Source organism: Kitasatospora sp. NPDC052868, from assembly GCF_044547105.1.
In the GTDB taxonomy this organism is placed as follows: Bacteria; Actinomycetota; Actinomycetes; order Streptomycetales; family Streptomycetaceae; genus Kitasatospora.
In genome coordinates this window covers 38,195-65,158 of sequence record NZ_JBITZW010000031.1, presented here as the reverse complement: position 1 = coordinate 65,158, position 26,964 = coordinate 38,195, and the positions used below count along the sequence as shown (strand labels likewise).

Genomic DNA, 26,964 nt, shown 5'->3' with positions numbered 1-26,964 from the left:
TGCGCCGGAGGCGTCAGAGCAGGCCGAGGGCCGGCATCAGGTAGTAGAAGGCGAAGACCGCCGCCACCGCGTACATCGAGACGGGGACGGAGCGGCCGCGGCCGGCGGCGAGGCGCAGGACGCAGAAGGTGATGAAGCCGATGCCGATGCCGTTGGTGATGGAGTACGTGAACGGCATCATCACCATGGTGAGGAAGGCCGGGATGGCGATCGTGTAGTCGTCCCAGTCGATGTCGCGCACCGAGTTGGCCAGGATCAGGAAGCCGACCGCGACCAGGGCCGGGGTGGCGGCCTGGGCGGGGACCATGGTGGCCAACGGGGTGAGGAACAACGCGGCCAGGAAGAGCGCGCCGGTGACGATCGAGGCGAAGCCGGTCCTGGCCCCCTCGCCGACGCCCGCGGTGGACTCCACGAAGCAGGTGTTGGCGGAGGAGGAGGTGGCGCCGCCGGCGGCGGTGGCGATGCCGTCGACCATCAGGATCCTGTTGATGCCCGGCAGGTCGCCCTTGGCGTCCAGCAGGTGGGCCTCGTCGGCGACGCCGAGGATGGTGCCCATCGCGTCGAAGAAGCAGGACATCAGCACGGTGAAGACGAAGAGGCAGCCGGTCAGCACGCCGACCTTGCCGAAGCCGCCGAACAGGCTGACCTCGCCGACCAGCCCGAAGTCGGGGGCGGCCACCGGGTTGCCCGGCCACTGCGGGACGGTCAGGCCCCACGCGAGGCCCGACAGGTCGGCGACCTGCTGGATCAGGACGGCCACGCCCGTCATCACGACGATGCTGATCAGGATCGCGCCGGGCACCTTGCGGATGATCAGCACCAGGGTCAGCAGCAGGCCGAGCACGAAGACCAGCACCGGCCAGGTCTGCAGGTGTCCGTTGCCGCCGAGTTCGAGCGGGACGGTGGTGTGGGCGGCGTCCGGGATCCGACTGACGAAGCCGGAGTCGACCAGGCCGACCAGGGTGATGAACAGGCCGATGCCGATCGCGATGGCCTTGCGCAGCCCGAGCGGCACGGCGTTCATGACCCGCTCGCGCAGGCCGGTGGCGACCAGCAGCATGATCGCGAAACCGGCCAGGACCACCATGCCCATGGCGTCGGCCCAGGTCATCTTGGGCGCCAGCTGGAGGGCGACGATGGTGTTGACGCCGAGGCCGGCGGCCAGACCGATCGGCACGTTGCCGATCACGCCCATCAGCAGCGTGGTGATGCCCGCGGTCAGCGCGGTGGCGGTGACCAGCTGGGCGCTGTTCAGGTGGGTCCCGTTCATGTCGACCGCGCTGGCCAGGATGATCGGGTTGAGCACCAGGATGTACGCCATGGTGAAGAAGGTGGCCACGCCACCGCGGATCTCCCGCGGCAGGGTGGAGCCGCGCTCGGAGATCCGGAAGTAGCGGTCCAGGGCGCCGGTCGGGGGGTTCGGCGCGGGCTGGGAAGGCTCGGGCGACTCGGTGGTCGGCTGGGCCGTTGACATGCAGGCGTCCTCGGGTGGGGGCGGAGGAGGGTTCGCCGACCGGGGCGACGGTGGCCGGACGGGCCCGGCGGCGCGGGCGTGAACACAGGCGTCTGGGCATGGCACGGCCAACCGGAATCCTCAGTATGAATTCTCCGATCGCACACGCGCTATCTTCGCGCGTAGAACGAAAGCACCTCGTGCGTCATCGGACATCCGCCCACAGACCCGTACGCTAGGCCCATGCCCAAGACGCCACTGCACCCCTCACCCCCGCCGCTGGAGGCCAACGACGTCGCCATCGTCGGCGGCGGCACGGTGCTGTGGTTCGTCGGCTTCCTGGTGCTGATCCCCTTCCAGGGGACCCTCTCCGATCACGGCCACGGCAACTGGCCGTGGATCTGCCTGGCCGGCGCCGGCCTCGGACTGATCGGCCTCTGGTACTGCCGCGCCCGCCGCGATGCGATCGCCCGCGACCGCGCCGCCGCCGCGGCCGGGACCGACACCGGGACCGGCACCGGGACCGGAGCAGGCGCCGGGACCGCCGAACGGAGCCCCGACCGCGCCCCCGGTGGGAACGGCGCGGACCCGGCCACCCAGTCGGACTGAATAGTCCTTTAGTAGCACGCATCGGACATAAGGCGCCCGTAGAGTCGGTGCCATGACGCAGCCTGCGCACCCCGCGGAAGAGACGCCCGGCGACGGGCCCGACGGCGCCCATCCGCTCGGGCTGCTGCCCGGACGGCGCGGCGGACTCAGCTCCGCAGAGGTGGCCGAGCGGGTCGCCCGCGGCCAGGTCAACGACGTCCCGGTGCGCTCCAGCCGCTCCACCCGGGAGATCGTCCGGGCCAACGTCTTCACCCGGTTCAACGCGATCATCGGCGTCATGTTCGGGATCATCCTGGTCGTCGGGCCGATCCAGGACGGGCTCTTCGGCCTGGTCATCGTGGCCAACACGGCGATCGGGATCATCCAGGAGCTGCGGGCCAAGAAGACCCTGGACAGCCTGGCCCTGATCGGCGAGGCCAGACCGCAGGTCCGGCGGGACGGCGCCGTCCAGCAGATCGCGGTCGGCGCCATCGTGCTGGACGACACGGTGCTGCTCGGCATCGGCGACAAGGTGATCGTCGACGGCGAGGTCACCGAGGCGGACGGTCTGGAGATCGACGAGTCGCTGCTCACCGGCGAGCCCGACCCCGTCCTCAAGCAGCCCGGTGACCAGGTGATGTCCGGCAGCTTCGTGGTGGCCGGCGCGGGCGCGTTCACCGCCACCAAGGTCGGCCGGGAGGCGTACGCGGCGCAGCTGGCCGAGGAGGCCAGCCGGTTCACCCTGGTCAAGTCCGAGCTGCGCAGCGGCATCAACAGCATCCTGCGGTTCATCACCTGGCTGCTGGTGCCGACCGCGATCGGCCTGATCATCAGCCAGCTCGCGGTCGAGGGCCGCGACTGGAAGGAGGCCGTCCGCCGGATGGTCGCGGGCATCGTCCCGATGGTCCCCGAGGGGCTCGTCCTGCTGACCTCCGTCGCCTTCGCGATCGGCGTCGTCCGGCTGGGCCGCAAGCAGTGCCTGGTGCAGGAGCTGCCCGCGATCGAGGGGCTGGCCCGGGTGGACACCGTCTGCCTCGACAAGACCGGCACCCTCACCGAGGGCGGCATGGACGTCGTCGAGCTGCGCACCCTGCCGCAGTCGGCACCGGCCGACGGCCAGCTGCGCCCGGACGCTCCCCTGGCCCGGCACCTCCTCGCCGACCCGGCCGTCGTGCAGCAGGCGCTGGGCGTGATGGCCGGCGCCGACGCCCGCCCCAACCCCTCGATGCAGGCCGTCATCGACGCGTACGGCACGGGCGACGCGGACGGCCCCGACAGCGCGGGCGGCACCGGCAGAGCAGGCGGCGCCGTCAGCGGTTGGCGGGTGATCGAGGCGATGCCGTTCTCCTCCGCCCGCAAGTGGAGCGGCGTCCAGCTGCTGGAGCCGCAGGGCGGCGAGGCCAGCTGGCTGCTCGGTGCGCCGGACGTGCTGCTGCCCTCCGGGCACCCGGCGCTCGCCGAGGTGGACGAGCTGGGCGCCAAGGGCCTGCGGGTGCTGCTGCTCGGCCGCACCACCGTCCCGCTGGACGCCCCGGACCCGGCCGCCGAGCTCCAGCCGCTCGCCCTGGTGGTGCTGCAGCAGCGGCTGCGCGAGGACGCCGCCGACACCCTGCGCTACTTCGAGGGCCAGCAGGTCCAGGCGAAGGTGATCTCCGGTGACGCCGCCGTCTCGGTCGGCGCGGTCGCCTCCCACCTCGGCCTGCCCGGCGCCGAGCACCCGTTGGACGCCCGGACGCTGCCGGCCGATCCCGAGGAGCTCGCCGACACCGCCGAGCGGACCACCGTCTTCGGCCGGGTCACCCCGCAGCAGAAGCGCGAGCTGGTCGGCGCCCTGCAGTCCCGCGGGCACACCGTGGCGATGACCGGCGACGGCGTCAACGACGTGCTGGCGCTCAAGGACGCCGACATCGGCGTGGCGATGGGCACCGGCAGCGACGCGACCAGGGCCGTCGCCCAGATCGTGCTGCTCAACGACTCCTTCGCCACCCTGCCCTCGGTGGTCGCCGAGGGCAGGCGGGTGATCGGCAACATCGAGCGGGTGGCCGGGCTCTTCCTGGTGAAGACGGTCTACTCGGTGCTGCTCGCGCTGCTGGTGATCTGCACCCACTCGCCGTACCCGTTCCTGCCCCGCCACTCCACCGTGCTCTCCACGCTCACCATCGGCGTGCCGGCCTTCTTCCTGGCGCTCGCGCCGAACAACGAGCGGGCCCGCACGGGCTTCGTCCGCCGGGTGCTGCGACTGGCGATCCCCGGCGGCATCATCGCGGGCACGGCGACCTTCACCGCCTACGCGCTGGCCCGGGCGAACCACGCCACCGACCTGGAGGCCGACACCAGCGTGGCCACCCTGACGCTGTTCCTGGTGGCGTTGTGGGTGCTGGCGATCGTGGCCCGCCCGTACAACTGGTGGCGGCTGCTGCTGATCGCGTCGATGGGCGGGGCGTTCGCCCTGGTCCTGCTGGTGCCGTGGCTGTCGGACTTCTTCGAGCTCTCGCTGTCCGGCATCCGCGACCCGTGGATCGGCGTCGCGATCGCCGTGGCGGCCGGGCTGCTGCTGGAGGTGGTCTGGCGGATCATGCGGCGCAAGCAGGATGCTTGACCCCGAAGGGGGTGCCGGATGGCGCGCAGGGACGGAAACGTGGAGGCGTTCACCGCCTTCCTCGGCGGACTGCTGGCGGTCGCCCTGCTGGCCCTGGCGCTGGCCGGGATCGGCGCGCTGATCGACCCGGCCCCCTGGCAGCGGAGCACGGCGCTGGTGCTGCTGGCAGCGGTCTGGCCGGGCACGACCGTCTGGATCTACCTCCGGCTGACCGGGCGGGCCTCCCGCTGAGCGGATCGCATCAGCAGGAGGCCGTCAGCCCGTCGGGCCCTCGAAGCCCGATCAGCCCGTTGAGCCCGTTGAGCCCGCTCAGCTCCCGGACCCCGCTCAGCCCTCGAAGTCCCGGGCGGCGGAGAGCTCGTAGGCCCGGTCCGGCTCGGTGAGGGCGGCCAGCACCTCGAAGCGCCGGTGCCACTGGCCGACCGACCAGGCCAGGCCTGCCGCCAGGCCCTCCGGGGTGGCGGCGTGCAGCAGTCCGGGCGCCGGCGGCAGCTCGAACTCGTCGTCCTCGTCGGCCGCTTCGGCGGCATCCGGGTCGTAGGGCGCCTCCGGGGTGTCCGCCGCGGCGTCCCAGCGCCAGTCCACGGCGGCCTCCTCGCCGTCCGGGCCGACCACCAGCAGCTCCTCGTGCTCCTCGTAGGCGACCGGGCAGCCCGGCAGCAACTCCCGCACCACGGCGGGGACCCGGTGCAGGCTCCCCTCGGAGAGCACCCGGCCGCCGGCCACCTCGCTGGCGAGCGAGACGTGCAGCCGCTCGGCGAGGTCGGCGGCCAGCGCCGGGGCGACCGGCAACAGCGGGTACGCGTGCAGGAGTTGGACCAGGTCGGGGGCGTCCGCGACGACCGCCTCGGTGGCGTCCACGATCACCGTGTGCGCCGGGCGGCGGCCGGTCTCCCGGTCCAGCGGCGGCAGCGCCCGCACCACGTCCAGGGGTTCGATCCGCTCGACGTCGACCCTGGCCAACGCACTGTGCACACCGTGCAGCTGGCGGTGCCCGACGACGGAGGCCGGGTCGGTGAGGCGGTCCAGCAGCTCGTCCGGGCCGTGCGGTTCGGCGAGCAGCGCGGCCAGCGTGGTGCGCACCCCCAGCGCGTGCAGGAACTGCTCGTCCAGGGTGGTCCGCGCCTCGTCGTAGAGGCCGCGCAGCAGCGGGTCAGCGCCGGCCGCGCGCAGGCCGGCCGGCTCGCGGCCGTCCAGCACCGGGTGGTCGCGCAGCCACCAGGCGGTGTACGGGGGCAGGTCCGCGTAGGAGCCGTCCGGCAGCAGGGTGCGGACGGGGTTGACCACCGCGTCGCGGTACGGCGGGCGGGCGAGCGCGGCGAGCGCCTGCGGCCAGGCGTCGTCGTCCACCAGGTCGAGGTCGCGGACGGCGAGCAGCTCGGCGGCGACCGGCGGCACACCGGCGGTGTCGACGTCGTCGGCGTGCAGCGCCTCCAGGGCGTCCTCGGCCCACTCGGCGAGGCCGTCGGGCGCCTCGTCCAGCAGCCCGGTCGCACGGCCGCCGGCCGCGCGGTCGGCGGGGGCGCTCGGGTCGAGCCGCTCCAGGTCGTCCGGGTCGAGCACCACGTCCTCGGCGCGGACCAGCACGAAGTCCGCCAGCACACCGGTGGCGGTGAGGACTTCGGGGCCCCAGCGCTCCAGCAGCTCGTCGTCCACCCAGCCGGCGTCCTCCTCGCGGGCGAGCGCGGCGAGCGGGCTGTCCGGCAGGATCAGCTCGCCCGCGCGGGCCGGCTCGCCCTCGTCGTCCAGGAGCGCGAGCCGGGCCAGCCAGGGGTGCTCGCCGACGCCCGGGGCGGCCGCCTTGACCAGGGCCAGCACGGAGTCCGCCAAGTCCACGGCGGCGTCGAGGTCGTCCTCGGCCAGCTCGTAGGAGCGGGCGACGGCGGCCCGCACCTCGGGGGTGTCCAGCACCCCGGCCGGGGTGGCGGTGGCGGCGCCGAGCTTGGCCAGCAGCGGGTGCGCGGCCTCCGGGTGGGCGAGCCGCAGGTCGAGCAGCGCGAGGGCGCCGGCCAGCGACTCGGGGTAGCCGGGGTAGGCGGCCCAGTCGGCGTCCTCCGAGGGCAGCAGGACCCGGCGCGGACCGGTGACCGTCCGGCCGTCGGCGAGCGGGACGGGCAGCGCGCCGAGCGCCTCCGGGTCGGCCGCACCGAGCGCCGCGTACAGGTTGCGCCACCAGGCGGGCTCGCGGTCCAGCCCGCCGAGCTGGTCGACCACCTCGGCGAGCGGCACCCGGCGCACGTTCAGCACCCGCAGCTCGGTGCGGCGCTCCAGGCCGGCCGGCAGCAGCCCGGGGAAGATCGGCGCCAGCGCCTCCACCACCGAGCCGTCCGCGCCCTCCAGCAGCGTGGCGTCCCGGGGGCGCAGCGCGGGCGTGCCCTCCTCGACCGGTGCCGGGTGCGGCAGGAACGGCGTGCCGGGCAGCCGGCCGAGGACGGCGGCGCGCAGCGCGTTGTCCAGCGCGCCCTGGCCGAGCGGGCCGGGCACCAGGCCGAGCGAGCCGAGGTCGCCGCCGCGGGCGCGCAGCAGGTCGGCGTAGCTGTCGGCGGCGCGCTCGGTGAGGAAGTCGGCGAGCGGGCCGGGGGCGACGTGGCGCCGGGTGGAGTCCAGCGGGTAGGAGGCGATCAGCAGGGCGGGCAGGCCGAGCGGCTCGTCGCTGGGGGTGGGCGCGTGCAGCACGGGGGCGATCCCGGGCTGCTGCGGGGTGCCGTCGGCGGAGACCGGTACGGCCCAGGTCACCGTCCAGTACGGGCGGGCGCGCTCCTCGGTGGGGCGGTCGGCGAGCAGCGCGGCGTCCAGGGTGCCGGAGGCGCCGGCGGTCTGCCAGACGGTCTGCCGCAGCCGCCCGTCGGCGTCGTCGGTGACGACGACCTCGGTGACGGCCTCGGTGACGCCGTCGGGGCGCGGCCCGGTGGCGGAGCGGGTGAGGGTGCGGGTGCCGTCCGGGGTCTCCACCACGACCTCGGCGAGGCCGGGCAGGGTGAGCAGCAGGGCGTCGTCGATGCCGGCCAGCAGGCGGCGGGTGAGGTCCTCGGCGGCGGCGTCGCGCAGCGGCAGCACCACCACGGTGTCGTACCCGTCGGGGGCCGGGCCCTCGGCGGCGAACGGCAGGCGCAGCAGCGGCACATGGCCGTCCCGGCGGCGCAGTTCGTCGGCCAGCGCGGGCTGCGCCTCGGCGAGCGAGCGGGCCTCCCCGAGCGACCAGCGCACACCGCCGCCGGCGCCGAGCACGGCGGGCTCGTCGGTGACGGCGAGGACGGCGGCGAAGCCGACGCCGAACCGGCCGACGGTGGGCTGCTCGTCGACTCGCTTGGAGGAGGCCCGCAGGGTGGAGAGCGATTCGACGGCGGCGGCGTCCAGCGGGGCGCCGGTGTTGGCGGCGGCCAGCACGCCGTCGGCGAGGGTGAGCCGCAGCCGGCCCGGGGCGCCGCCCGCGCGGACCGCGGCGTCGGCCGCGTTCTGCGCCAACTCGACGACCAGGCGGTCGCGGTAGCCGCCGAGGGCGAGCTCCTCCTCGGCGTTGGCGTCCTCCCGGAACCGGGCCGGGGAGGCGGCCCAGGCGTCCAGCACCCGTCGGCGCAGCCCGGCGCTGCCGAAGTGGTCCGCGAGGTGCTCGTCCGTGCCGCTGCCGATGATCCGAGGTTCCACTGGACCTGCCGCCTTCCGCCGCCCTGTACTTCGTACGGGGGCATTCTTCCTTGCCGGCGGGACTGCTCCCGACCGGGCCGCCCGGCCGCGGCCCGTCCACGGCCCCGGCCACCGACGCGGCACCGGGCCTGCGCTCCGGAAACGAACGCGGCACCGAAAACCGCTGCCGCCCGAAACTGCTGCCGCCCGAAACCGCCGCCGCCCCGGAAACCGCCGCGGCCCGCCGCACCTGTCCGGTGGGCGGGCCGCGGGCGGTACCGGGCGCGGGCTGGAGAGGCTCAGGAGTGGCCGAGCTCCTCGGCGGGCGCGTCGGGCTCCACCGAGCCCGAGGTGCGGTCCGGGTGGAGCTGCAGCGGCTCGACCACCAACTCGTCCAGGATCAGCTCGGACGGCGCCGGCGGAGCCGGGATGACGGCCGCCTCGGAGTGCCCGCCGCAGCCGTACGCGAAGGAGACGATCTGGCCGTCGGCGGGGCCGAACTCGTTGCCGCAGGCGCCGAAGGCCTGGCCGAGCGAGCCGCCGATCGGGATCAGGAACCCGCAGCTGGCGCAGGACGCCGGAGCGGCCTGGGCCATCGGGGTCTGCGGACCGTGGGCCTTCTCCCAGCGGTCGGCGGCCAGGTGCAGGCCGAGCCGGGAGAGCACCCGGGAACGCCCCAGGCCGAGCTCCGCGGCGATGGCGCCGATCTGGGCGCGCGCCGGAGCGGGCTGGATGTCCGGGTCGCTGACGACCACGTCCTCCTCGGCGACCAGCGCCACCGCGGAGTTCGGGGCCGGCTCGTCCTCGCCGGTCCAGCCGGGCTCCAGGCGCAGGTCGTCGGCGTCGGTGGGCAGCAGGTCACCCGGACCCATGTCGCCCGGCTGCAGCCGCTCGCTCCACGGCACCCACTGCGGGGCCAGGACGGCGTCCGGGCCGGGCAGCAGGACGACCTCGTCCAGGGTCACGTTCTTGGCGCGCGGCGCCCGGGCGACGGTGACGGCCCAGTGCCAGCCCCGGTAGGCGGCGTCCAGGCACTCGAAGGTGTGGGTGACGACGCGGTCGGCGTCCGCCTGGACGCCGAGGTGGGCCCCCACGGTCTCTGCTCCGACGGCCTCGTCTGCTGCCTGCCGGGCGATTTCGACGGCCTCGGCACAGAGCCGATCAGGGGTACGGCTTCGCATCGCAGCACTCACGGCGTCGATTCTCTCCCAGTTCTTCTGTTGCCCACGGCGTGTTGCCTGTCCGTCGCGGCGCGGTGTCCCTCGTCCATTCTGCGCGACCACGGGCCGCTGCGGGTACCGGCCGCGCCGCTCATCCGCTCCGGCCGGCGACCCGGCAGCGCTGAGGCGGACCCTGGGCAGGCTACCCGTCGGTCGGCCACCCGGCACAGTCCGGGGCGGCGGCCGGCCCGCGGAGGCCGCGCCGAGCGGAGCGGAATCCCGCGTTGCCATCCCGATTCTGGGGCAGGATGGGCTTGTGGCGGACGAAAAACCGCCGCAGCACGCACTGCGTGCCTCGCAGGCCGGCAACCCCGACGAGGCGGGCGCCGTGCCGCGGCAGCAGCCTCCGGTCCACTCTGCGGGCGAACCGCAGCCGGTGGACGGCTCCGGGCCGCCCGCACCGGTCACCACCGGTCCCGCGAATCCCATCGAACCGGTGGATCCCACCGACGCGGTGGACCTCGTCAAGCATCCGGACACGTCCCCCGACGCGACCGCCGCGACCAACGCGAACGACGGCTACGACGGATCCGAGGAGGAGGACGAGCCGCGCCGCAACCTGCTGGTCCGCACCGCCTCCGCCGCCGGCGCCCGCACCGGCCGGGTGGTGCACGGCACCGGCCGGCGGATCCGCAAGGCCACCTCCGCCGAGGGCGCCGGCGAGTCCGGTCTCGCCAAACTGATCGAGCTGCACGCGCTGAACTCCTTCGGCGACATGCTGATCACCATCGCGCTGGCGTCCACCATCTTCTTCTCGGTGCCCACCGGCGAGGCCCGCGGCCGGGTGGCGCTCTACCTGCTGATCACCATGGCGCCGTTCGCCCTCCTCGCCCCGGTGATCGGCCCGCTGCTGGACCGGCTGCCGCACGGCCGCCGGGCCGCGATGGCGATGTCGATGCTGGCCCGCGCGGTGCTGGCCTGGACGATGGCCGGCACGGTGTCCGGCGGCGGGATCGCGCTCTACCCGGAGGCGCTGGGCGTACTGGTGGCGTCCAAGGCGTACGGGGTGGTGCGCAGCGTCGTGGTGCCCCGGCTGCTGCCGAGCCGGCTGTCCCTCGTCAAGGCGAACTCCCGGGTCACCCTGGCCGGACTGCTGGCCACCGGGGTGGCCGCCGGGGTGGGCGGGCTGCTGCACCTGATCGGCCCGGGCTGGCCGCTGCGCGGAGCCTTCCTGGTGTTCGTGGTCGGCACCCTGATGGCCTTCCACCTGCCGCACAAGGTGGACTCCGCCAAGGGCGAGGAGCGGGCCGTCCTGCACTCCGAGGTGCACGGCACCCAGCCGCCGAAGGCCACCCTGCGCACGGTCGGCCCGTCGGTGATCCTCGGGCTGCGGGCGATGTCGGCGCTGCGCTGGCTGGTCGGCTTCCTGGTGATGTTCCTGGCGTTCCTGCTGCGTGACGACCCGATCGGCGGGCTCGATCCGACCGTGGCCCTGGGCCTGGTGGCACTGGCGGCCGGGACGGGCAACACGCTCGGGTCGGTGCTGGGCTCGTGGCTGCGGACCAGGGGCTCCGAGGTGATCCTGACCAGCATGCTGCTGCTGGCCACGATGGCGGCCACGGCCGCGGCGCTCTGGTACGGGGTGGTGACGGTGGTGGTGGTCGCGGCCGTCGCCGGGCTGGCCGCCTCGCTGGGCAAGCTGGCGCTGGACGCGGTGATCCAGCGGGACGTCCCGGAGGCGGTGCGGACCTCGGCGTTCGCCCGGTCGGAGACGCTGCTGCAGCTGTCCTGGGTGGTGGGCGGCACGGTCGGCATCCTGCTGCCGCTGGACGGCGCGCTGGGCCTGTGGGTGGCGGTCGGGGTGGTCGGACTGGTGCTGCTGTGGACGCTCCGCTCGCTGGTCAAGGTGGGGGTCCGCCGCCGGGCGGCCGCGCCCCGGGTCGCCTGAGGCGTCCGGTCCGCGGGCTCCCCGGCCGGCCGTCCCGGACCCGGCCGGGTGGGCACAACACGCGGTTGCCGACCCCCGCGTAGCGTGATCGGCAAAGCCCGGTAGCCTCTGACGCATGAGCCTCAGCACCCGTGTCATCGCCGCCCTCGGCGCCGTCGTCGTGATCGGCGCCGGCACGGTCGGCGGGTCCATCGCCTTCGCGACGGGCCAGGACCAGCCCAGCGACCACCGCGCGACCCTCACCGTCGGCACCTCGTCGACCGAGGTGGAGCCGTTCTGCTTCAACAACGGCCAGCCGCTCACCGAGGAGCAGCAGGACGAGTGCCAGACCAAGGCCGGCGAGGCCCTGGAGAAGGGCGGCCTGCCCACCTCCGACGTGGTCGCCAGCGACCGGATCGGCGTCGGCGTGACGCCGACCGTGGCGGACCGCGGCTGGTGGGCCAACACCAACGGCGGCGGCCAGGCCCAGGGCGGCCGCTTCATCCTCGCCCCGGCGGCCAAGGGCTCGACGTTCTCCGGCTCGGTGCCCGCGACCAACGCGCTGAACGCCTCCGGCAAGACCGTGATCACCGTGGTCGAGTCGGACCCGAAGCAGCCGGACGCGATCTACGCGGTCTGGTACTTCAAGCTGAACACCCAGGTCGCCTGACGGTCCCCCGATGACCGTCCGCACCTTCGACGACGAGCAGTCCGGCCCCGAGCGGGCCGGGCTGCTCGTCGTCGTCGCGGTGCCCGCCGAGGCCCAGGCGGTACTGCGCGGCCTGCGGGAGCCCGCCCGCGCGCTGCCGGTGCCGGGCGGGGAGCTGTACCGCGCCGAACACGCCTCGGGCGTGCCGGTGGACGTGCTGGCCGGCGGGGTCGGCCCGGCCGCCGCCGCCTCGGCCGCCGCCGCCGCGCTGGGCGCCCGCCGCTACGGCCTGGTGGTCTCGGCCGGCATCGGCGGCGGCTTCGCCCCGCACGCGCCGGTCGGCTCCACCGTGGTCGCCGACGCGATCGTCGCCGCCGACCTGGGCGCCGAGACCGCGGAGGGCTTCGCGGACGTCACCGAGCTCGGCTTCGGCACCGTCCGGCACACCCCCGCCCCGGCCGCGGTGGCACTCGCCGCGGACGCCCTGGGAGCCGTCACCGGCACCGTCCTCACCGTCTCGACCGTCACCGGCAGCGCCGAGCGCGCCGCCGCCCTCACCGCCCGTCACCCGCACGCGGTGGCCGAGGCGATGGAGGGCTTCGGGGTGGCCGAGGCAGCCGCCCGGCACGGCCTGCCGGTGTTCGAACTGCGCACCGTCTCCAATCCGGTGGGCCCGCGCGACCGGGCCGCCTGGCGGATCGGCGAGGCGCTGGCCGCGCTGGAGCGGGCCTTCGGCGCGCTGCCCTGCCCGGAGCTGCTGAAGGAGGCCCGTCGTGGCTGAACGGCTGAGCATCGCCTACTCGCCCTGCCCGAACGACACCTTCGTGTTCCACGCCTGGGCGCACGGCCTGGTGCCCGGCGCGGACGCGCCCGAGGTGACCTTCGCGGACATCGACATCACCAACGGCCTGGCCGAGCGCGGCGAGCTGGACGTGCTGAAGATCAGCTACGGCGCGCTGCCCTGGGTGCTGGAGGAGTACACCCTGCTGCCCTGCGGCGGCGCGCTGGGCCGCGGCTGCGGCCCGCTCGTGCTGACCCGGCCGGAGACCTCGGACGACCTCAGCGGGAAGACCGTGGCCGTCCCCTCCGAGCGCTCCACCGCCTACCTGCTGTTCCGGCTCTGGGCGGCCAAGGCGGTGCCCGGCGGGCTGGGCGGGATCGTCGTCCTCCCGTTCCACGAGATCATGCCCGCCGTCCGGGACGGCCGGGTGGACGCCGGCCTGGTCATCCACGAGGCCCGCTTCACGTACCAGCAGTACGGGCTGCGCAGCCTGGCCGACATGGGCGAGGCCTGGGAGCGGGAGACCGGTCTGCCGATCCCGCTCGGCGCGATCGTCGCGCGGCGCTCGCTCGGCGCCGAGCGGCTGCGCGCGATCACCGAGGCGATCCGGGCCTCCGTCCGGCAGGCCTGGGCGGATCCGTCGGCGAGCCGGGAGTACGTGCTGGCGCACGCGCAGGAGATGGATCCGGCCGTCGCCGACCAGCACATCGGGCTGTACGTCAACGAGTTCAGCGCGGACCTCGGCGAGGAGGGCTACGCCGCCGTGCGCGCGCTGCTCACCCGGGCCGCCGCCGAGGGGCTGGTACCCCCACTCGACCCGGGTGCGCTGGACTTCTAGGGCTTCCAGGGTTTCCAGGACCCTCGGACCGCTCCCCGACCGGTTCTCCAGGCCGGGGCGAGCGGCGTCACACGTCGAACTGTTCCGCCACCGCGCGCAGCAGGACGGCCAGCTGCTGACCGGCCGGCTTGGCCGGGTACCGGCCGTGCTGCAGGCCCGGCAGCACCCCGTCCAGGATGGAGATCAGATCCTGGACGAGCGCCGCCATGTCGTCCGGGCTCTTGCGCTGGGCGGCGGCCACCGACGGCAGCGCGTCCAGCAGCTGCACGCCCATCGCCTGGTCGCCGCGGTGGCCCGCGACCACGCCGAACTCGACCCGCTGGCCCGGCTTCAGCACGGTGACACCGGCGGGCAGCGCCTTGGTGTGGACGAAGACGTCGCCGCCGTCGTCGCGCGACAGGAAGCCGAAGCCCTTCGTCTCGTTGAACCACTTGACCTGGCCGGTGGGCATCTCGAACAGTCCTCGATGTGGGTGTGAGGGATCCCGGCCCTGGCCGGGGATCTCTGGGTGGTGGGGAGGGCGGGCCGACCGCCGCTCCACCCCGGGAGCGCTCATGGTCAGCACGCTGTAGAGAGCAGACTAACGGTCCGTCACTGCCTCATCCGCGTTCCGCGGAAGATCCGTACGGGGCTCTGCCGGCCGCGGGCGACCAGGGACTGGCATGGCCGGGGCGCGACTTCGCGCTTTCCACTGGCTCACACCCCCGGTCTGAGGAGACGGGGCGCGGTGTCGCGCCCCTCGGCACAGCCTGCATACCCCCGCCCAGCAGGGATCAAAACTCCCAGCTGCCGAGAAACTGCGCAACGTGACGACCCGCACGCCCGGCGGGGTCGTCGGAGGCCCCGGTCGTCGGAGGCCCCGGTGGCCGGCGGCCTCGGTGGTCCGCGGCCCCGGTCGTCGGCGGCCTCTGCGAGACTGGACCCGCCCGTGGGGCAGACCGACCGCTGAGGAGCGACCCGATGAGCAGCCAGAGCACCGACCGCGGCGACGCCTACGTCAAGGCCGGAACGATCGTCTTCGGGCTGGGCGCGCTCGCCACCCTGGTCACCTTCGTCCCGCTGTTCCTGGACCTCACGCCGCTGCCGACGGCCGCGTACTGGCTGAGCATGCTGATGCCGCTGGGCTTCCTGCTCGCGCTGACCGGGCTGCTGCTCTCCGCCCGTGCCCAGCGCCGCCGGGTCCGTGCCCGGGCCGAGGCCCGGGCCTAACAGGTCCGGCCCGGGCTCAGTCCGCCCGGGCTCAGTTCGCCCGGGTCCGGTTCGCCGCCGCCAGGTGGCCGGCCAGCCAGTCCGGGAACTCCGTGAGGTCCGTCAGCACCACGTCCGCACCCGCCGCCAGCAGCTCCGCGGCGCCGTACGGGCCGGTGGCCACCCCGACCGCGACGGCGTCGGCGTGCCGGGCGCCCCGGATGTCGCCGAGGTGGTCGCCGACGTAGACGCTCGCGCCGTGCTCGCGCAGCGCGTCGCCCTTGGTCTCCGCCCAGAGGTCGCCGACCAGTGCGTCCGCGTGCAGGCCCGCGTGCTCCAGGTGCAGCCGGGCGTTCGGCTCGTACTTGCCGGTGATCACCGCGATCCGGCCGCCGTGGGCGCGGACCGCGTCGACGGCGGCGTAGGCGCCGGGCAGCGCCACGGTGGGGGCGAAGGCGTGCTCCCGGTACAGCTCGCGGTAGCGGTCGGCGACCGCCGGCACCCGCTCGGCCGGGAACCAGTTCCGCAGCTCGTCCAGGAGCGGCGGCCCGAGCCTCGTCACCACCAGGTCCGCGTCGATGTACGTGCCGGTCTCGGCCGCCAGCGCGACGTATGTCGCCCTGATCCCGGGCCGGGTGTCCAGCAGGGTCATGTCGAGGTCGAAGCCGACGGTGAGCGGGGCGTCCGGGAGCGTAGGCATACCGTCAGGCTATCCAACCGGGTCGGCAGGCGATTTGCCCCGGCTTCAGCAGGGAACTTAGGTTTGCCTGAGCTATCTGCGAGAGCGAGCCCATGACCGACACCATCGCCCCGGCGCCCGTCCCCGGGCCCGCACCGGCCGCCGCGCCCGGCAAACGGCGCCTGCTGCGGCGCCGAATACTGTGGCTCGCCGCCGCGCTGGCCCTGCTGGTCGCCGCGGTGCTGCTGAGCCTGGCGGTCGGCAGCCGCACCATCCCGTTCAGCGAGACCGTCGACGCGCTGCTGCACGGCGGCGACTCCACCAACGCCGTGGTGATCCGCGAGCTGCGGGTGCCGCGCACGGTGGTCGGCCTCGCCGTCGGCGCGGCGCTCGGCCTGGCCGGGGCCGTGATGCAGGGCATCACCCGCAACCCGATCGCCGACCCGGGCATCCTCGGCGTCAGCCAGGGCGCGGCGGCCGGCGTGGTGGTGGCCATCTCCGGGTTCGGAATCTCCACGCTCACCGGGTACGTCTGGTTCGGCTTCGCCGGCGCCGTGATCGCGACCGTGCTGGTGTACGGGCTGGCCGGGCGCGGCCGGGGCGGGGCCACCCCGATCAAGCTGGCCCTGGCCGGCTCCGCGATGTCCGCGTTCATCGCCTCGCTGAACACCCTGGTGCTCACCACCGACGCCGCCACCATGGACCAGTTCCGCTTCTGGCACGTCGGCTCGCTCTCCGGGCGGACCGCCGACGTGGCCTGGCAGCTGCTGCCGTTCCTGCTGGTCGGCACGGTGCTGGTGTTCTCGGTGGCGCGGGGCCTGGACGCGCTGGCGCTCGGCGACGACACCGCCAAGGGGCTCGGCGCCAAGACCGGGCTGGTCCGGGCGGTGGGCGCGCTCGGCGCCACCGTGCTGACCGGCTCGGCGGTCGCGGCGGCCGGGCCGATCGCCTTCGTCGGCCTCGCCGTGCCGCACGCCGCCCGCGCGGTGGCCGGCGCCGACCACCGCTGGGTGCTCGGACTCTCCGCCGTGCTCGGTCCGGCGCTGCTGCTGCTCGCCGACGCGCTCGGCCGGGTGCTCTTCCCGCCGTCCGAGGTGCCCGCCGGTGTGATGACCGCCCTGGTCGGGGTGCCGGTGCTGGTCGCCCTGGTCCGGCGCCGCAAGGTGGTGGCGGCGTGAGTGCGATCCCCCTGCGCGGCTACACCGTGCTGCGCGCCGGCCGCGCCTCCTTCCTGCTGCACCGCCGCTCCGCCCTCGCGGCGGGCGGGCTGCTGCTGGCGCTCGCCGCCACCGTGGTCGCCTCGCTCTGCCTCGGCGAGTCGACCGTCGCACCCGGCGAGGTGCTGAAGGTGGTGCTCGGGCAGCCCAGCCCGCACGAGCTGGTGGTCGGCGAGTTCCGGCTCCCCCGGGTGGTGGTCGGCCTGCTCGTCGGCACCGCGCTCGGCCTGGCCGGCGCGCTGATCCAGACCGTCGCCCGCAACCCGCTGGCCAGCCCCGACGTGGTCGGGGTCTCCTGGGGCGCCACCTCCGTCGTGGTCGGCCTGATGGCGTACGGCGTGGTCGACTCCACCGGCCAGGTGCCGTACGCGGCCGTCGTGGGCGGTCTCGCGGCCGGCCTGCTGGTGTACGCGCTGGCCTGGCGGCGCGGCCTGCACGCCCAGCGCTTCGTGCTGATCGGCATCGGCATCAGCGTCGCGCTCTCCTCGCTCACCTCCGTCTTCCTCACCAAGGGCGACGGCTTCCAGGCCCAGGCCGCCAAGGTCTGGATGACCGGCAGCCTCAACGGCTCCGGCTACGACCAGGCCGGCTGGCTCGCCTGGGTGCTGCTGGCCGCCGTGCCGGTGGCGCTCTGGGCGGCGCGGGCCCAGCGCTCGATCTCCTTCGACGACGCCACCGCCGTCGGGCTGGGCCTGCGACTGGACCGGATCCGGCTCGGCATGGCGCTGCTCGGCATCGTGCTGGCCTCCTGCGCGGCGGGCGCGGCCGGCCCGGTCGACTTCGTCGCGCTGATGGCCCCGCAGATCGCCCTGCGGCTGGCCCGCTCGGCCCAGATCCCGCTGCTCTGCTCGGCGCTGACGGGCGCGCTGGTGGTCGTGCTGGCCGACCTGCTGGCCCGGCGGCTGCTCGCGCCCACCGAGCTGCCGGTCGGCGTGGTGACCGGCCTGGTCGGCGCGCCCTACCTGATGTGGCTGCTGATCCGTTCCCGCCGTGGAGGTTCCTGATGTCCGCCCAGCCGACGGCCGCCCGCCCGGTGCCCGCCCCCCGTCTCGAAGCCCGCGGCCTGACCCTCGCCTACGAGGCGCGCACGGTCGTCGAGGGGCTGGACCTGGTGGTGCCCGAGGGCCGGGTCACGGTGATCGTCGGGCCGAACGCCTGCGGCAAGTCGACGCTGCTGCGGGCGCTCGGGCGGCTGCTGAAGCCGGTGCGCGGCGCCGTGCTGCTGGACGGCGCCGAGCTGGCGCGCGTGCCCACCAAGCGGATCGCCCAGCGGATCGGGCTGCTCCCGCAGTCCCCCACCGCGCCGGAGGGCATCTCGGTGGCCGACCTGGTCTCGCGCGGCCGCCAGCCGCACCAGAGCTGGTGGCAGCAGTGGTCGGAGCAGGACGAGGAGGCGGTGGCGGAGGCGCTGGAGCGCACCTCGACCGCCGAGCTGGCCGAGCGCAGCGTGGACGAGCTCTCCGGCGGCCAGCGGCAGCGGGCCTGGATCGCGATGGCGCTCGCCCAGGGCACCGACATCCTGCTGCTGGACGAGCCGACCACCTTCCTGGACATCGCCCACCAGGTGGAGGTGCTGGACCTGGTGCGCCGGCTGAACGTCGAGCGCGGGCGGACGGTGGTGGCGGTCCTGCACGACCTCAACCAGGCCGCCCGGTACGCCGACCACCTGGTCGCGATGCGCGACGGGCGGATCGTCGCCCAGGGGGCGCCGGGCGAGGTGGTGACGGCCGAGCTGGTCCGCGAGGTGTTCGGGCTGGAGTCCGTGGTCGTCCCCGACCCGGTCACCGGCACCCCGCTGGTCGTGCCGGGCGCGCCGTGGGCGGTGAAGGCGGACGCCTAGCGGGCAATTCGGACATAATCGACGCGCCGACAGCCGCGTCCGCCCCTGTCCGAGCCCGCCGTCCGAACCCGTCGGAGGACCGTCGATGCCCCCGATCTCCCGCCGCACCCTGCTCGCGGGGCTCGGTGCGGCCGCCCTCGCCGGGTGCAGCACGCGGCACACCGCGCCTCCGCTGGACAGCGCTCCGCCGGAGGCCTCGCCCAGCCCGACGCCCGTGCCCGACGCCACCGTCACCGCGGCCACCGGGCTGGTCGCCGTGCCGGGTGCGCCGAGGCGCGTGGTCACCCTGGACACCGCCGAGTTCGACTCCGCGCTGACCCTCGGCATCACCCCGGTCGGCGTCGCGCTGGCGGCCGCGGACGCCGGGTTCCCGGGGTACTGGCCGGCCTCGCGGGTCGCCGGGATCACCCGGGTCGGCGACATCGGCGCCCCGGACCTGGCCGCGATCCGTGCCCTGCGGCCCGATCTGATCCTCTCCAACCAGACCAGGGACGGCGCCCGCTACGACCAGCTGCGGGCGATCGCGCCCACGGTGCTGAGCCAGACCACGGGCGCGCCGTGGAAGGCGAACTTCCAACTGCACGCCCAGGCGCTCAGCCGCCAGGCGGCGGCCGCCGCCTTCGTGAGCTCCTACCAGCGGCACGTCTCCCAGACGGTCCAGGCGCTGGCCTCCGCCAAGGCGGCCGGGCGCCGGGTCAGCGTGGTCCGCTTCGTCGAGGGCGCCCCGATCCGGCTGTACGGGCGGCAGAACTTCCTCGGCACGGTGCTCGCCGACGTCGGGCTCGGCCGCCCGGACGCACAGAACGTCGACCAGTTCGACGTGGAGATCCCGCCCGACCAGATCGCCAGGGCCGACGCCGACCTGCTGGTGTACGCCACCTACGGTGACCCGGGCCGGGCCGGCACCCCCGGCGTGCTGGCGAGCCCCGGCTGGCAGGCGCTGGGCGCCGTCCGGGCCCACCGCGCGTTCGAGGTCGACGACCGGCTCTGGTTCCAGGGCATCGGCTACACCGGGGCCAACTTCGTCCTCGCCGAGCTCCAGCGGTTCCTGGGGGCCTGAGCGCGAAGCCTTGGGTGCGGGGCCTGAGCGCGGGGCCTGGCCTCACCGTCGGAGGGGCCGGTCCGGCCTACCGGTCGGCGGACGTCCAGCCCTGGTGGTGGAGCCGCTCGAACCCGTCCAGGAGCAGATCCAGGGCGAACTCGAACTCGAACTGGTCGTCGCAGCCGGGACTCACGGCGGAGCCCTCGCCGGAGCCCTCGACATGGGCGGCGGCGGTGGCCATTTCCGCGATGTGCGGGTACCGCTCCGCCATCGCGCGGAGCGCGGCCTCCTGGGCGGCGGGATCTGCCGCGGCCGCCGCGGTGTCCGCGGCGTCCGCAGACGCGTCGAACAGTTCCTGGGTGAAGCCCAGCAGGCGGCTGCCCATCGCGTGCATCACGTGGTGGGTGAGATCGGCGGAGAGACCGCCGGCCCGGAAGATCCCGATCATCGAGTCCAGGTACTCCAGCACGGCCGGGGTCGGCCCGGGCCGCGACTCGATCACCCGGGACGCCCAGCGGTGGCGGCGCAGCACCTGCCGGGCCGAGAGGATCCGGTGCCGGACCACGGCCTTCCAGTCGGGCCCGCCGAGCGGGGGGTCGATCCCGCCGACGACGGCGTCCACCATGCCGTCCAGCAGCTGTTCCTTGTTGGCCACGTGCTTGTAGAGCGCCATCGGCACGACACCCAGCTCCTGGGCGAGCCTGCGCATGCTGAGCGCCTCGATCCCGCCGTCGTCGGCGAGCGCGACGGCGGCCCGCAGCACCCGCTCCCGGTTCAGGGGGACCCGCCGGGCGGTCTCCGTCTCCTGTGCCATCTCGACCTCTCCTCGTGAAGGGACTTGACGAGTGTACGGCGTACGCCTACCTTAATCACCAGGTGTACGCCGTACACCCGATGACGGACGGAGAGGAAACCGGCCATGGGCTCAGAGCGAAGGACCGCGATGGTCGCGGGCGTGTTGTTCCTGGTGACCGAGGTCGCCGCGATCGCGGGGGCCGCCCTCTACCGCCCGCTGCTCGGCGCGGCGGAGCCCGTCATCTCCCCCGGCGCCGACACCCGGGCCCTTCTCGGGGCGCTGTGCGAGGTGGTCCTGGTGGCCGCCGTCGTCGGCACCGGGGTCGCCCTGTACCCCGTCCTGCGGCGGCGCGGCGAGGCGATCGCGCTGGGCTACGTCTGCGGCCGCCTGATGGAGGCGGCCGTCATCGCCGTCGGCATCGTCGGCGTCCTGGCGCTGGTGACGCTGCGACAGGGCCCGGCGGGAGCGCCGGGCACCGGCGCAGCGCCCCTCGCCGCGGCTGACCGGGCCCTGGTGGCCGTCCACGACTGGACGTTCCTGCTCGGCCCCAACGTCGCCCTGGGCATGAACACCCTGCTGCTGGCGTACCTGATGTACCGCGCGCGGCTGGTGCCCCGGTTCATCGCCGTGCTGGGGCTGGTCGGCGGCGCACTGATCTGCGCCTCGGCGACCGCCGTGCTGTTCGGGCTCTACGAGCAGGTCTCCGTACCGGGCTCGCTCGCCGCCCTGCCGGTGTTCGCGTGGGAGGTCTCGCTCGCCGTCCGGCTCATCGCCAAGGGCTTCGATGCGCCCGCCGCCGCCGCGCCGACGGACGCCCGGACCTTCGCCGCGGTGGCGGCCGCCCACTGATCCACCCGGCTCCACCGCACGTGACGGGCCCCTCGCCGATCGGCGAGGGGCCCGTCGGCGTCAGTCCTCGTCGCCGGTGCGCAGCTGCTCGGCCGACGCCCGGTAGGCCTCGGCGGCGCGGACGAAGTAGTCGAAGAGGGTTTCGAGCTGCTCGGGCGAGTAGCCCCCGAGGATCTCGCCGATCCGCCGCCGCGCGGGGCCCATGACGCGGTCGAGGTCGGCGGGCCCGCCGAGCGGCTCGACGATGACCTTGCGCCGGTCGCCGGGGTCGGGTGCGCGGCGCACGTAGCCGGCCTGCTCCAGCCGGTCGATCAGGCGGGTGGTCGGACCGGTCGTCAGGCCGGTGCGCGCGCTCAGCTCGCCGGGGGTCATCGCCCCGGCCAGTTCAAGGATGTTCAGCGCGTACAGGTCGGTGGCACCGAGTTCGCACGCCCGGGCGCTCGCGTGGCCGTGGAGCATCACCGCGCTCAGGTACCGACGGTAGACCTCGCTCGCGTCGGATCGCATGGCAGGCGTTGACACGGGCTCCCCCTCTCCATAATCTCTTCCTCAGAGAAGAGAAATCTTCGACACAGTAACTTCCTCAAGGAAGTTACCACGGGGAGGGGACCACCATGCCTGTCACCACCGACGCTCCGACCGGACCCGTCGAACCGGCCGAGCCCACTGTCACCGGGGCACCGCCTGCCACCGACCCGGCGCCCAAGCGCCGCACCCGCCGCCGCACCGTCAAGCGCGTCCTCGGCGCGACCGCGCTGGCGCTGGCCGTGGCCGCCGGCTCCGGCTACCTGTGGCTCGACGCCACCTCCGAGGTGCGGAACCTCGGCCAGAGCGACTGCACCGCGGTCGCCCCGGCCGTCACCCCCACCCCCGCCGGATCGGCCGCGGCCGAGGACCAGCGGGCGGTCTGCGACACGCTGCACTCGCTGGCCGAGGCCTGGGGGGCCGGCGACGCCACCGCGTACGGCGGGCACTTCACCGCCGACGCCACCTACACGACCTACGTCGGCACCCACTACCAGGGGCGCCGCGACATCACCGAGGCCCACCAGGCCCTGTTCGGCGGGTTCCTGAAGGACACCAGACTGGCCGACTCCTTCCTCGGCATCCGCTTCTACGGCCCCGACACCGCGGTGGTCACCAGCCGCGGCGACACCTACACCGGCAAGCCCAAGAAGCTGGCCGAGCTGTCCAAGACGCAGTCGTACACGCTGGTCCGCCAGAACGACCGCAGCTGGCGCATCGCCGCCTTCCACAACACCCAGCGCCAGTCCGTCATGGAGCGCATCTCGTTCCTGTGGGACCCGTCGACCAGGCCGGAGGCCGAGAAGTGAGCACGCACACCCCCGTCAACCCCGCCCGTGAGGCCGACGCCGCCGCGATCCGCGCCCTGCTGGAGCGCAGCCGCACCGCCTGGGGCCGCGGCGACGGCGCCGCCTACGGCGAGCAGTTCACCGCGGACGCCACCGACGTCACCTACACCGGCACCGTCTACCGGGGCGGGCCCGAGATCGGCCGCGCCCACCAGGCCCTGTTCGACGGCTTCCTCAAGGGCACCGAGCTGAGCCTGGAGATCACCGAGCTCCGCCTGCTCGGCCCGGACACCGCCGTCGTCCTCACCCGCGGCGACGTCCACAAGGGCCGCCCGAAGCGCCTCGGCAAGCTCGCCACCTACACGGTCGTCCGGGAGCCGGGGGGCGACTGGCGGATCGCCGCCGTCCAGAAGACCGGGCGCAAGCGCCTCCTGGAGGCCCTCTCGTTCCGCCTCCAGCCCGCCACCCGGCCGGCCGCGCACTGAGCGGCCGGGCCTGCCGGGCCCACCTCACGGAAGGAGCGCCACCACCATGGCCGAAGCGAGTCCACCGGGGGCCGGCGACCCGCCACCGCCGCGCACGGCGCTGGTGACCGGGGCGAGCACGGGCATCGGCCGCGCCTTCGCCCGGCGGCTGGCAGCGGAGGGCTTCCACGTCATCGCCGTGGCCCGCCGGGAGGACCGGCTGCGTGCGCTGACCGAGGAGCTCGGTCCGGGCCACGAGTACCTCGTCGCGGACCTCGCGACCGCGGTCGGCCGGGAACGGACCGCCGAGGTGTTCGCGAGCCGCCGCGTGCACCTGCTGGTCAACAACGCCGGAGCCGCGGCGGAAGGGGGCTTCACCGACGTGCCGCTCGCCCGGGCGCTGGAGGCGATGCATCTCAACTGCGACGCCCTGGTCGCCCTCGCCCACGCCTTCCTGGCCGCGGCCCGACCCGGCGACGCCCTGCTGAACATGTCCTCCACGCTCGCCTTCGCCCCGGCCCCGGGGCTCGGGGTGTACAGCGCCACCAAGGCCTTCGTGACGTCGCTCTCGGAGTCGCTGTGGGCCGAGCAACGGGCCGCGGGGGTCTACGTACTGGGCCTCTGCCCGGGGATGACGGCCACCGAGTCGCAGCCGCATCGCGACGTGCCCGGTTGGCTGGTCCAGACACCCGAGAGGGTGGTCGACGCCGCGCTCGCCGCCCTGCACCGGCGCCGGCGGCCCACGGTCGTCACAGGCCGCAGCGCGCGGATCCTTGCGGCCGCCGCCCGGCTCCTCCCCCGCCGCACGGCCCTCGCCGCCCTCGGCCACGGCTGACGGACCGCACCGGTCCACCCGGCCGCGAGGCCCGCGACCAGGTGACTCGTGCCCGCCGGCCCCCGGGGGACGGCCCCCGCTCGCCCGTGGCGCGGGGCGGGGAGCAGTCCTCCTGTGCGATGCCCCGGCCGACGGTGTCGGTGCTCACCTGGCCGTCGGTGCTCACCTGGCAGGGGGCACCTGGCCGAGGAAGTCCGCGTAGGAGGGCATCAGCTGGTCGGACAGGTAGCCCGTCCTCGTCTCCAGCCGCCAAGCGGTGTGCTCGAAACCGTCGTTGATGAATTCGGTGATCTTCCGCTGCGGAACGAACTCCGGCACTGACGTTGACTCCTTCGGTGTGGACTTCATCCTCGATCTCGTTCCCCGTCCTCCCGCCGCTCATGGCGGCGAGGCCCTCGCCCTGGGTGGGCGGGGGCCTTCGTGTCGCGCTCAGGTGGGTATGCGGTGGCGGCCCCTGGGGGTGGTGGTGTGGGTGGTGTTGCGGTGGTGGGTTTCGGGGCCGTAGTGGCCGGCCTGGCGGGCGATCCAGGCGTACTCGGTGGTGCCGTCGGGGAGTTGGCGCAGTTCCCAGCGGCCGTGGCGGGTGATCGGCTTCGGGGCGAGGGGCTGGGTGTCGTCGTTGACCTTGAGGGCGGTGACGACGCCGAGGGCGACGGTGGCCAGGGCCAGCGCGAGGAGGGTGAGAAGGGCCGCGCCGACCAGGAAGCCGGCGGTGCCGGTCCTCATCGGCGGATCCCGATGACGCGGTGGCCGAGGTGGGCGGCGAGGGAGTGGAGGAGGTCGTGGGCCTGGTCGCGGGTGAGGGGGAGGGCGAGGTGCTCGCCGGGGCCGGCCTGGATGTCGAGGTCGACGGCCAGGCGGAGCTGGAGGGCGGCGTCGGGGACGGTTTCGACGGCGAGGTAGGCGACGGTGGTGCGCTCGGTGTGGATCGCCTGGGTGATCATCGGGATCAGGACTCCCACGGCTCGTTCCTCCCGGTGTCGCGCAGGAGGTGGAGGAGGTTGAGGAGGGTGGCGACGGGGGCGTTGCCGAAGTCGATGAGGATGCGGCCGTCGACGGTGCCGCCGAGGGTGGTGGCGGAGCCCCAGCGGATGCCGAACCTGCTGCCCCGGGTGTGGAGTTCGCCGAGGAGGGTGGTGATCTGGGCGTCGGTGTAGTCGCGCATCCGGGGGTCGTCCGGGGCGATCGGCTCGCGGGCGCTCACGCGGCGCAGTCCAGCTCGAACCAGACGGCCTTGCCGTTCTTGCGGGGGTTGGCCCCGAAGCGGTGGGTGAGGGAGCGGACCAGGTGCAGGCCCCGGCCGGAGAGCTCGTAGGGGTCGGCGGAGCGGCGGGGCTCGGGCAGGACGGGGCTGTCGTCCGCGACGGAGACCCGCAGGGTGCGGGTGGCGAGCAGGACGACGACCACGGTCGGCGCGGGGCTGCCGCCGTGGCGCCAGGCGTTGACGAACAGCTCGCAGAGGGCGAGTTCGGCATCTTGGATGAGGTCGTCGGGCCAGGAGGCGGCGGCGAGGGCGTCCCGCAGCTCCTCGCGGGCGGCGGACCAGTCGGGCGGGGCTTCGGGCAGGCTGAAGGCACACATGGGGAACCTCCGGAATGAGGTCAGTGGAGAGGGGTTCGTCGATCACCGGCGGATACGCCACCGTGAGCCAGGCCAGGACATGGCTGCTCTGCGGTGCGAGGGCAGCAGGCGCCTACTGCCCTGGAAACAGGCGTTACTGACGATCCATCGGATCGATCTGAGAACGACGATAACGCACGCCGCCACAAATTTGTGGCGGCGATCGAGAAGTTCCCCCTACCGTGGCTGCTCGCACGGCCAAGACCCCGATGGACCCACGCGCCACGAGCGCGGCAGACTGACACCAGTACCCGCAGAGAGGACGACATGGCACTCCGCCCCAACCCGACTCTTCGCCAGCGTCGCCTGGGTGCCGAGCTGCGCAGGATGCGAGAGCAAGCCGGCCTCGGCGGCAGCCAGCTCGCCCGCGCCATCGGAGTCGGCCCAGCCCAGGTCACGCAGATGGAGGCGGGGAAGACCGGGATCAGCGCGGAACGCCTCCGAACTATCGCTGCAGTGTGCATGTGCACCAATCAGCCGCTGATCGATGCCCTCGCCAACACGATCGGAGACCGCGCGAACGGGTGGTGGGAGAAGTACCGGAACAACCTGACCACCGACCTGCTCGACGTGGCCGAGATGGAGGGCTACGCCGAGAGGATCTCCACCTACACGATTACCTTCGTTCCCGGGCTGCTTCAGACCCCTGCCTATGCAGCCTCCGTGTTCGATCGAGCGATCCCTCCACTGCCGCAATCCGAAGTCGACCTCAGGACCGCCTTCCGCCTACAGCGACAACACGTCGTCCGCTCGGGCGCAACGCCCTACACGGCCTTTGTCCACGAGGCCGCGCTCCGCATGCAGTTCAGCGGCCCAAAAGTCCTATCTGAGCAGCTCGATGTACTCATCAAAGCTCCCGAGAGCCCAGGCATCTCAGTTCGGGTGGTTCCGTTCGATATCGAGTCCCTGCCCGGGCCCAGCGAGAACTTCACGTATACCCAGGGTCCGGTCCCCGAGCTGGACACCGTGCAGATCGACATCAGCTTCGGATGCCCACTCTTCGATGCCCCCTCTCACCTGGCAAGCTACCGCGAGATCCTCGCCCGGATGGCTACCGTAGCCCTCACGGAAGATGACTCACGAGACTTCATCCAGTCCGTCAAGAAAGAAATAGTGAGTAAACATGGGTAGCCTCGCATGGCAGAAGTCAAGCTATTCCGGCTCCAGCAATGCATGCGTCGAGGTCCGGACCGTCGACGGGCTGGTCGAGCTACGCGAGTCGGACGAGGGCGACATCATCATCCGCACCACCCCCGCCAAGTTCGCCAAGTTCCTCCAAGGCGCCAAGGCCGGCGAGTTCGACCACCACACCCACCCCACCGTCTGAGACCAACAGCGGCCCCTCGCTCGACCCGAGCGAGGGGCCGCCTCGGAGTGGGGAGGCGGGCCCCCCCCCCTCCCCCCCCGCCGCCGCCGGGCAACCCCCCCCCACACCGAGCCCGGGGCCGCGGCGCCACGTGAGCGCGGGCGAAGGAGGCCGAACACCGTGCCGTCCGGGGCGG

General features: G+C 74.1%; 30 protein-coding genes. 18 read left to right on the top strand and 12 right to left on the bottom strand.

All coding sequences use genetic code 11. The features are described from left to right. Nucleotides 1-13: 13 nt before the first annotated feature. Nucleotides 14-1,474: an NCS2 family permease gene (locus ACIGZJ_RS33185; RefSeq protein WP_396460756.1), complete on the bottom strand. Its 1,461-nt coding sequence runs from the start codon at nt 1,472-1,474 to the stop codon at nt 14-16. A gap of 222 nt (nt 1,475-1,696) precedes the next feature. On the opposite strand from ACIGZJ_RS33185, the gene ACIGZJ_RS33180 reads away from it, so the two are divergent. The 3 genes from ACIGZJ_RS33180 to ACIGZJ_RS33170 are packed head-to-tail and all read left to right on the top strand — an operon-like array spanning nt 1,697 to nt 4,871. Beyond that, nucleotides 1,697-2,062 (top strand): DUF2530 domain-containing protein, encoded by a 366-nt coding sequence (locus ACIGZJ_RS33180; protein ID WP_396460755.1) that lies wholly within the window; start codon nt 1,697-1,699, stop codon nt 2,060-2,062. A gap of 52 nt (nt 2,063-2,114) precedes the next feature. Further along, nucleotides 2,115-4,640: an HAD-IC family P-type ATPase gene (locus ACIGZJ_RS33175; protein ID WP_396460754.1), complete on the top strand. Its 2,526-nt coding sequence runs from the start codon at nt 2,115-2,117 to the stop codon at nt 4,638-4,640. Between the two features lie 18 nt (nt 4,641-4,658). Beyond that, nucleotides 4,659-4,871, top strand: a complete 213-nt coding sequence (locus ACIGZJ_RS33170; protein WP_396460753.1) for a hypothetical protein — start codon at nt 4,659-4,661, stop codon at nt 4,869-4,871. Nucleotides 4,872-4,967: 96 nt separating this feature from the next. On the opposite strand, the gene ACIGZJ_RS33165 is transcribed toward ACIGZJ_RS33170, so the two are convergent. Together ACIGZJ_RS33165 and ACIGZJ_RS33160 are read right to left on the bottom strand one after the other, a co-directional pair. After that, nucleotides 4,968-8,285 carry a sacsin N-terminal ATP-binding-like domain-containing protein gene (locus ACIGZJ_RS33165; protein ID WP_396460752.1) on the bottom strand — a complete coding sequence of 1,106 codons (3,318 nt, stop codon included), beginning with the start codon at nt 8,283-8,285 and terminating at the stop codon, nt 4,968-4,970. A 278-nt stretch (nt 8,286-8,563) separates the two neighbouring features. Then, complete coding sequence (locus ACIGZJ_RS33160; protein ID WP_396460768.1) at nt 8,564-9,445, bottom strand: DUF3027 domain-containing protein; 882 nt, start codon at nt 9,443-9,445, stop codon at nt 8,564-8,566. Nucleotides 9,446-10,043: 598 nt separating this feature from the next. Between ACIGZJ_RS33160 and ACIGZJ_RS33155 the strand changes: the two genes are divergently transcribed. The 4 genes from ACIGZJ_RS33155 (at nt 10,044) to ACIGZJ_RS33140 (ending at nt 13,619) form a co-directional block, all read left to right on the top strand. Continuing rightward, nucleotides 10,044-11,372, top strand: a complete 1,329-nt coding sequence (locus tag ACIGZJ_RS33155; protein ID WP_396460767.1) for an MFS transporter — start codon at nt 10,044-10,046, stop codon at nt 11,370-11,372. 115 nt (nt 11,373-11,487) lie between these two features. Next, on the top strand, nt 11,488-12,021 hold the full coding sequence (locus tag ACIGZJ_RS33150) for a hypothetical protein (protein ID WP_396460751.1): 534 nt from the start codon (nt 11,488-11,490) through the stop codon (nt 12,019-12,021). Nucleotides 12,022-12,031: 10 nt separating this feature from the next. After that, nucleotides 12,032-12,781, top strand: coding sequence for a futalosine hydrolase (locus ACIGZJ_RS33145; RefSeq protein ID WP_396460750.1), 750 nt, complete (start codon nt 12,032-12,034; stop codon nt 12,779-12,781). After that, nucleotides 12,774-13,619 carry a 1,4-dihydroxy-6-naphthoate synthase gene (locus tag ACIGZJ_RS33140; RefSeq protein ID WP_396460749.1) on the top strand — a complete coding sequence of 282 codons (846 nt, stop codon included), beginning with the start codon at nt 12,774-12,776 and terminating at the stop codon, nt 13,617-13,619. Before ACIGZJ_RS33145 ends, ACIGZJ_RS33140 begins: the two co-directional genes overlap by 8 nt. A gap of 67 nt (nt 13,620-13,686) precedes the next feature. Here ACIGZJ_RS33140 and ACIGZJ_RS33135 read toward each other — a convergent pair whose 3' ends face one another. Next, nucleotides 13,687-14,070, bottom strand: coding sequence for a cold-shock protein (locus ACIGZJ_RS33135; protein ID WP_392940740.1), 384 nt, complete (start codon nt 14,068-14,070; stop codon nt 13,687-13,689). A 509-nt stretch (nt 14,071-14,579) separates the two neighbouring features. Here ACIGZJ_RS33135 and ACIGZJ_RS33130 point away from each other — a divergent pair. Then, the gene (locus ACIGZJ_RS33130) at nt 14,580-14,828 is read left to right on the top strand and encodes a hypothetical protein (RefSeq protein ID WP_387942260.1); all 249 of its coding nucleotides are present in this window, start codon (nt 14,580-14,582) and stop codon (nt 14,826-14,828) included. Between the two features lie 31 nt (nt 14,829-14,859). Here the strand turns inward: ACIGZJ_RS33130 and ACIGZJ_RS33125 are convergent, their stop codons facing one another. Beyond that, nucleotides 14,860-15,507, bottom strand: a complete 648-nt coding sequence (locus tag ACIGZJ_RS33125; RefSeq protein WP_396460748.1) for an HAD family hydrolase — start codon at nt 15,505-15,507, stop codon at nt 14,860-14,862. A 92-nt stretch (nt 15,508-15,599) separates the two neighbouring features. Here ACIGZJ_RS33125 and ACIGZJ_RS33120 point away from each other — a divergent pair, with 92 nt between their 5' ends. From ACIGZJ_RS33120 to ACIGZJ_RS33105, 4 genes are all read left to right on the top strand, one after another. Beyond that, nucleotides 15,600-16,664 (top strand): FecCD family ABC transporter permease, encoded by a 1,065-nt coding sequence (locus tag ACIGZJ_RS33120; protein WP_396460747.1) that lies wholly within the window; start codon nt 15,600-15,602, stop codon nt 16,662-16,664. After that, nucleotides 16,661-17,707 carry a FecCD family ABC transporter permease gene (locus tag ACIGZJ_RS33115; RefSeq protein ID WP_396460746.1) on the top strand — a complete coding sequence of 349 codons (1,047 nt, stop codon included), beginning with the start codon at nt 16,661-16,663 and terminating at the stop codon, nt 17,705-17,707. The genes ACIGZJ_RS33120 and ACIGZJ_RS33115 overlap by 4 nt, the downstream gene beginning before the upstream one ends. Next, nucleotides 17,707-18,543, top strand: coding sequence for an ABC transporter ATP-binding protein (locus ACIGZJ_RS33110; protein ID WP_396460745.1), 837 nt, complete (start codon nt 17,707-17,709; stop codon nt 18,541-18,543). The genes ACIGZJ_RS33115 and ACIGZJ_RS33110 overlap by 1 nt, the downstream gene beginning before the upstream one ends. 85 nt (nt 18,544-18,628) lie before the next feature. Continuing rightward, nucleotides 18,629-19,603, top strand: coding sequence for an ABC transporter substrate-binding protein (locus ACIGZJ_RS33105; RefSeq protein ID WP_396460744.1), 975 nt, complete (start codon nt 18,629-18,631; stop codon nt 19,601-19,603). Between the two features lie 67 nt (nt 19,604-19,670). Here the strand turns inward: ACIGZJ_RS33105 and ACIGZJ_RS33100 are convergent, their stop codons facing one another. Further along, a complete protein-coding gene (locus tag ACIGZJ_RS33100; protein ID WP_396460743.1) occupies nt 19,671-20,399 on the bottom strand; it encodes a TetR/AcrR family transcriptional regulator in 729 nt (242 codons plus the stop codon). 105 nt (nt 20,400-20,504) lie between these two features. Here ACIGZJ_RS33100 and ACIGZJ_RS33095 point away from each other — a divergent pair, with 105 nt between their 5' ends. Further along, nucleotides 20,505-21,230, top strand: a complete 726-nt coding sequence (locus ACIGZJ_RS33095) for a DUF4386 domain-containing protein (protein ID WP_396460742.1) — start codon at nt 20,505-20,507, stop codon at nt 21,228-21,230. Between the two features lie 60 nt (nt 21,231-21,290). On the opposite strand, the gene ACIGZJ_RS33090 is transcribed toward ACIGZJ_RS33095, so the two are convergent. Further along, complete coding sequence (locus ACIGZJ_RS33090) at nt 21,291-21,737, bottom strand: MarR family winged helix-turn-helix transcriptional regulator (RefSeq protein ID WP_396460741.1); 447 nt, start codon at nt 21,735-21,737, stop codon at nt 21,291-21,293. 107 nt (nt 21,738-21,844) lie between these two features. On the opposite strand from ACIGZJ_RS33090, the gene ACIGZJ_RS33085 reads away from it, so the two are divergent. Genes ACIGZJ_RS33085 through ACIGZJ_RS33075 form a run of 3 tightly spaced genes read left to right on the top strand, consistent with a single transcriptional unit; the run spans nt 21,845 to nt 23,842 of the window. Continuing rightward, nucleotides 21,845-22,564, top strand: coding sequence for an SgcJ/EcaC family oxidoreductase (locus ACIGZJ_RS33085; protein WP_396460740.1), 720 nt, complete (start codon nt 21,845-21,847; stop codon nt 22,562-22,564). After that, on the top strand, nt 22,561-23,028 hold the full coding sequence (locus ACIGZJ_RS33080) for an SgcJ/EcaC family oxidoreductase (RefSeq protein ID WP_396460739.1): 468 nt from the start codon (nt 22,561-22,563) through the stop codon (nt 23,026-23,028). The genes ACIGZJ_RS33085 and ACIGZJ_RS33080 overlap by 4 nt, the downstream gene beginning before the upstream one ends. A 46-nt stretch (nt 23,029-23,074) precedes the next feature. Further along, the gene (locus ACIGZJ_RS33075) at nt 23,075-23,842 is read left to right on the top strand and encodes an SDR family NAD(P)-dependent oxidoreductase (RefSeq protein WP_396460738.1); all 768 of its coding nucleotides are present in this window, start codon (nt 23,075-23,077) and stop codon (nt 23,840-23,842) included. A gap of 162 nt (nt 23,843-24,004) precedes the next feature. Here the strand turns inward: ACIGZJ_RS33075 and ACIGZJ_RS33070 are convergent, their stop codons facing one another. The 5 genes from ACIGZJ_RS33070 to ACIGZJ_RS33050 all read right to left on the bottom strand — a co-directional run bounded on the left by ACIGZJ_RS33070 (nt 24,005) and on the right by ACIGZJ_RS33050 (nt 25,423). Next, complete coding sequence (locus tag ACIGZJ_RS33070) at nt 24,005-24,160, bottom strand: hypothetical protein (protein ID WP_396460737.1); 156 nt, start codon at nt 24,158-24,160, stop codon at nt 24,005-24,007. Between the two features lie 111 nt (nt 24,161-24,271). Continuing rightward, nucleotides 24,272-24,568 (bottom strand): hypothetical protein, encoded by a 297-nt coding sequence (locus tag ACIGZJ_RS33065; RefSeq protein WP_396460736.1) that lies wholly within the window; start codon nt 24,566-24,568, stop codon nt 24,272-24,274. Then, the gene (locus ACIGZJ_RS33060) at nt 24,565-24,804 is read right to left on the bottom strand and encodes a hypothetical protein (RefSeq protein ID WP_396460735.1); all 240 of its coding nucleotides are present in this window, start codon (nt 24,802-24,804) and stop codon (nt 24,565-24,567) included. Before ACIGZJ_RS33060 ends, ACIGZJ_RS33065 begins: the two co-directional genes overlap by 4 nt. Next, complete coding sequence (locus ACIGZJ_RS33055; protein ID WP_396460734.1) at nt 24,792-25,046, bottom strand: hypothetical protein; 255 nt, start codon at nt 25,044-25,046, stop codon at nt 24,792-24,794. The genes ACIGZJ_RS33060 and ACIGZJ_RS33055 overlap by 13 nt, the downstream gene beginning before the upstream one ends. Continuing rightward, nucleotides 25,043-25,423 carry an ATP-binding protein gene (locus ACIGZJ_RS33050; RefSeq protein WP_396460733.1) on the bottom strand — a complete coding sequence of 127 codons (381 nt, stop codon included), beginning with the start codon at nt 25,421-25,423 and terminating at the stop codon, nt 25,043-25,045. The genes ACIGZJ_RS33055 and ACIGZJ_RS33050 overlap by 4 nt, the downstream gene beginning before the upstream one ends. Before the next feature lie 306 nt (nt 25,424-25,729). Between ACIGZJ_RS33050 and ACIGZJ_RS33045 the strand changes: the two genes are divergently transcribed. Both ACIGZJ_RS33045 and ACIGZJ_RS33040 read left to right on the top strand, forming a co-directional pair. Further along, nucleotides 25,730-26,593 carry a helix-turn-helix domain-containing protein gene (locus ACIGZJ_RS33045; protein ID WP_396460732.1) on the top strand — a complete coding sequence of 288 codons (864 nt, stop codon included), beginning with the start codon at nt 25,730-25,732 and terminating at the stop codon, nt 26,591-26,593. Further along, nucleotides 26,586-26,789, top strand: coding sequence for a DUF397 domain-containing protein (locus ACIGZJ_RS33040; RefSeq protein WP_396460731.1), 204 nt, complete (start codon nt 26,586-26,588; stop codon nt 26,787-26,789). Before ACIGZJ_RS33045 ends, ACIGZJ_RS33040 begins: the two co-directional genes overlap by 8 nt. Nucleotides 26,790-26,964 lie beyond the last annotated feature (175 nt).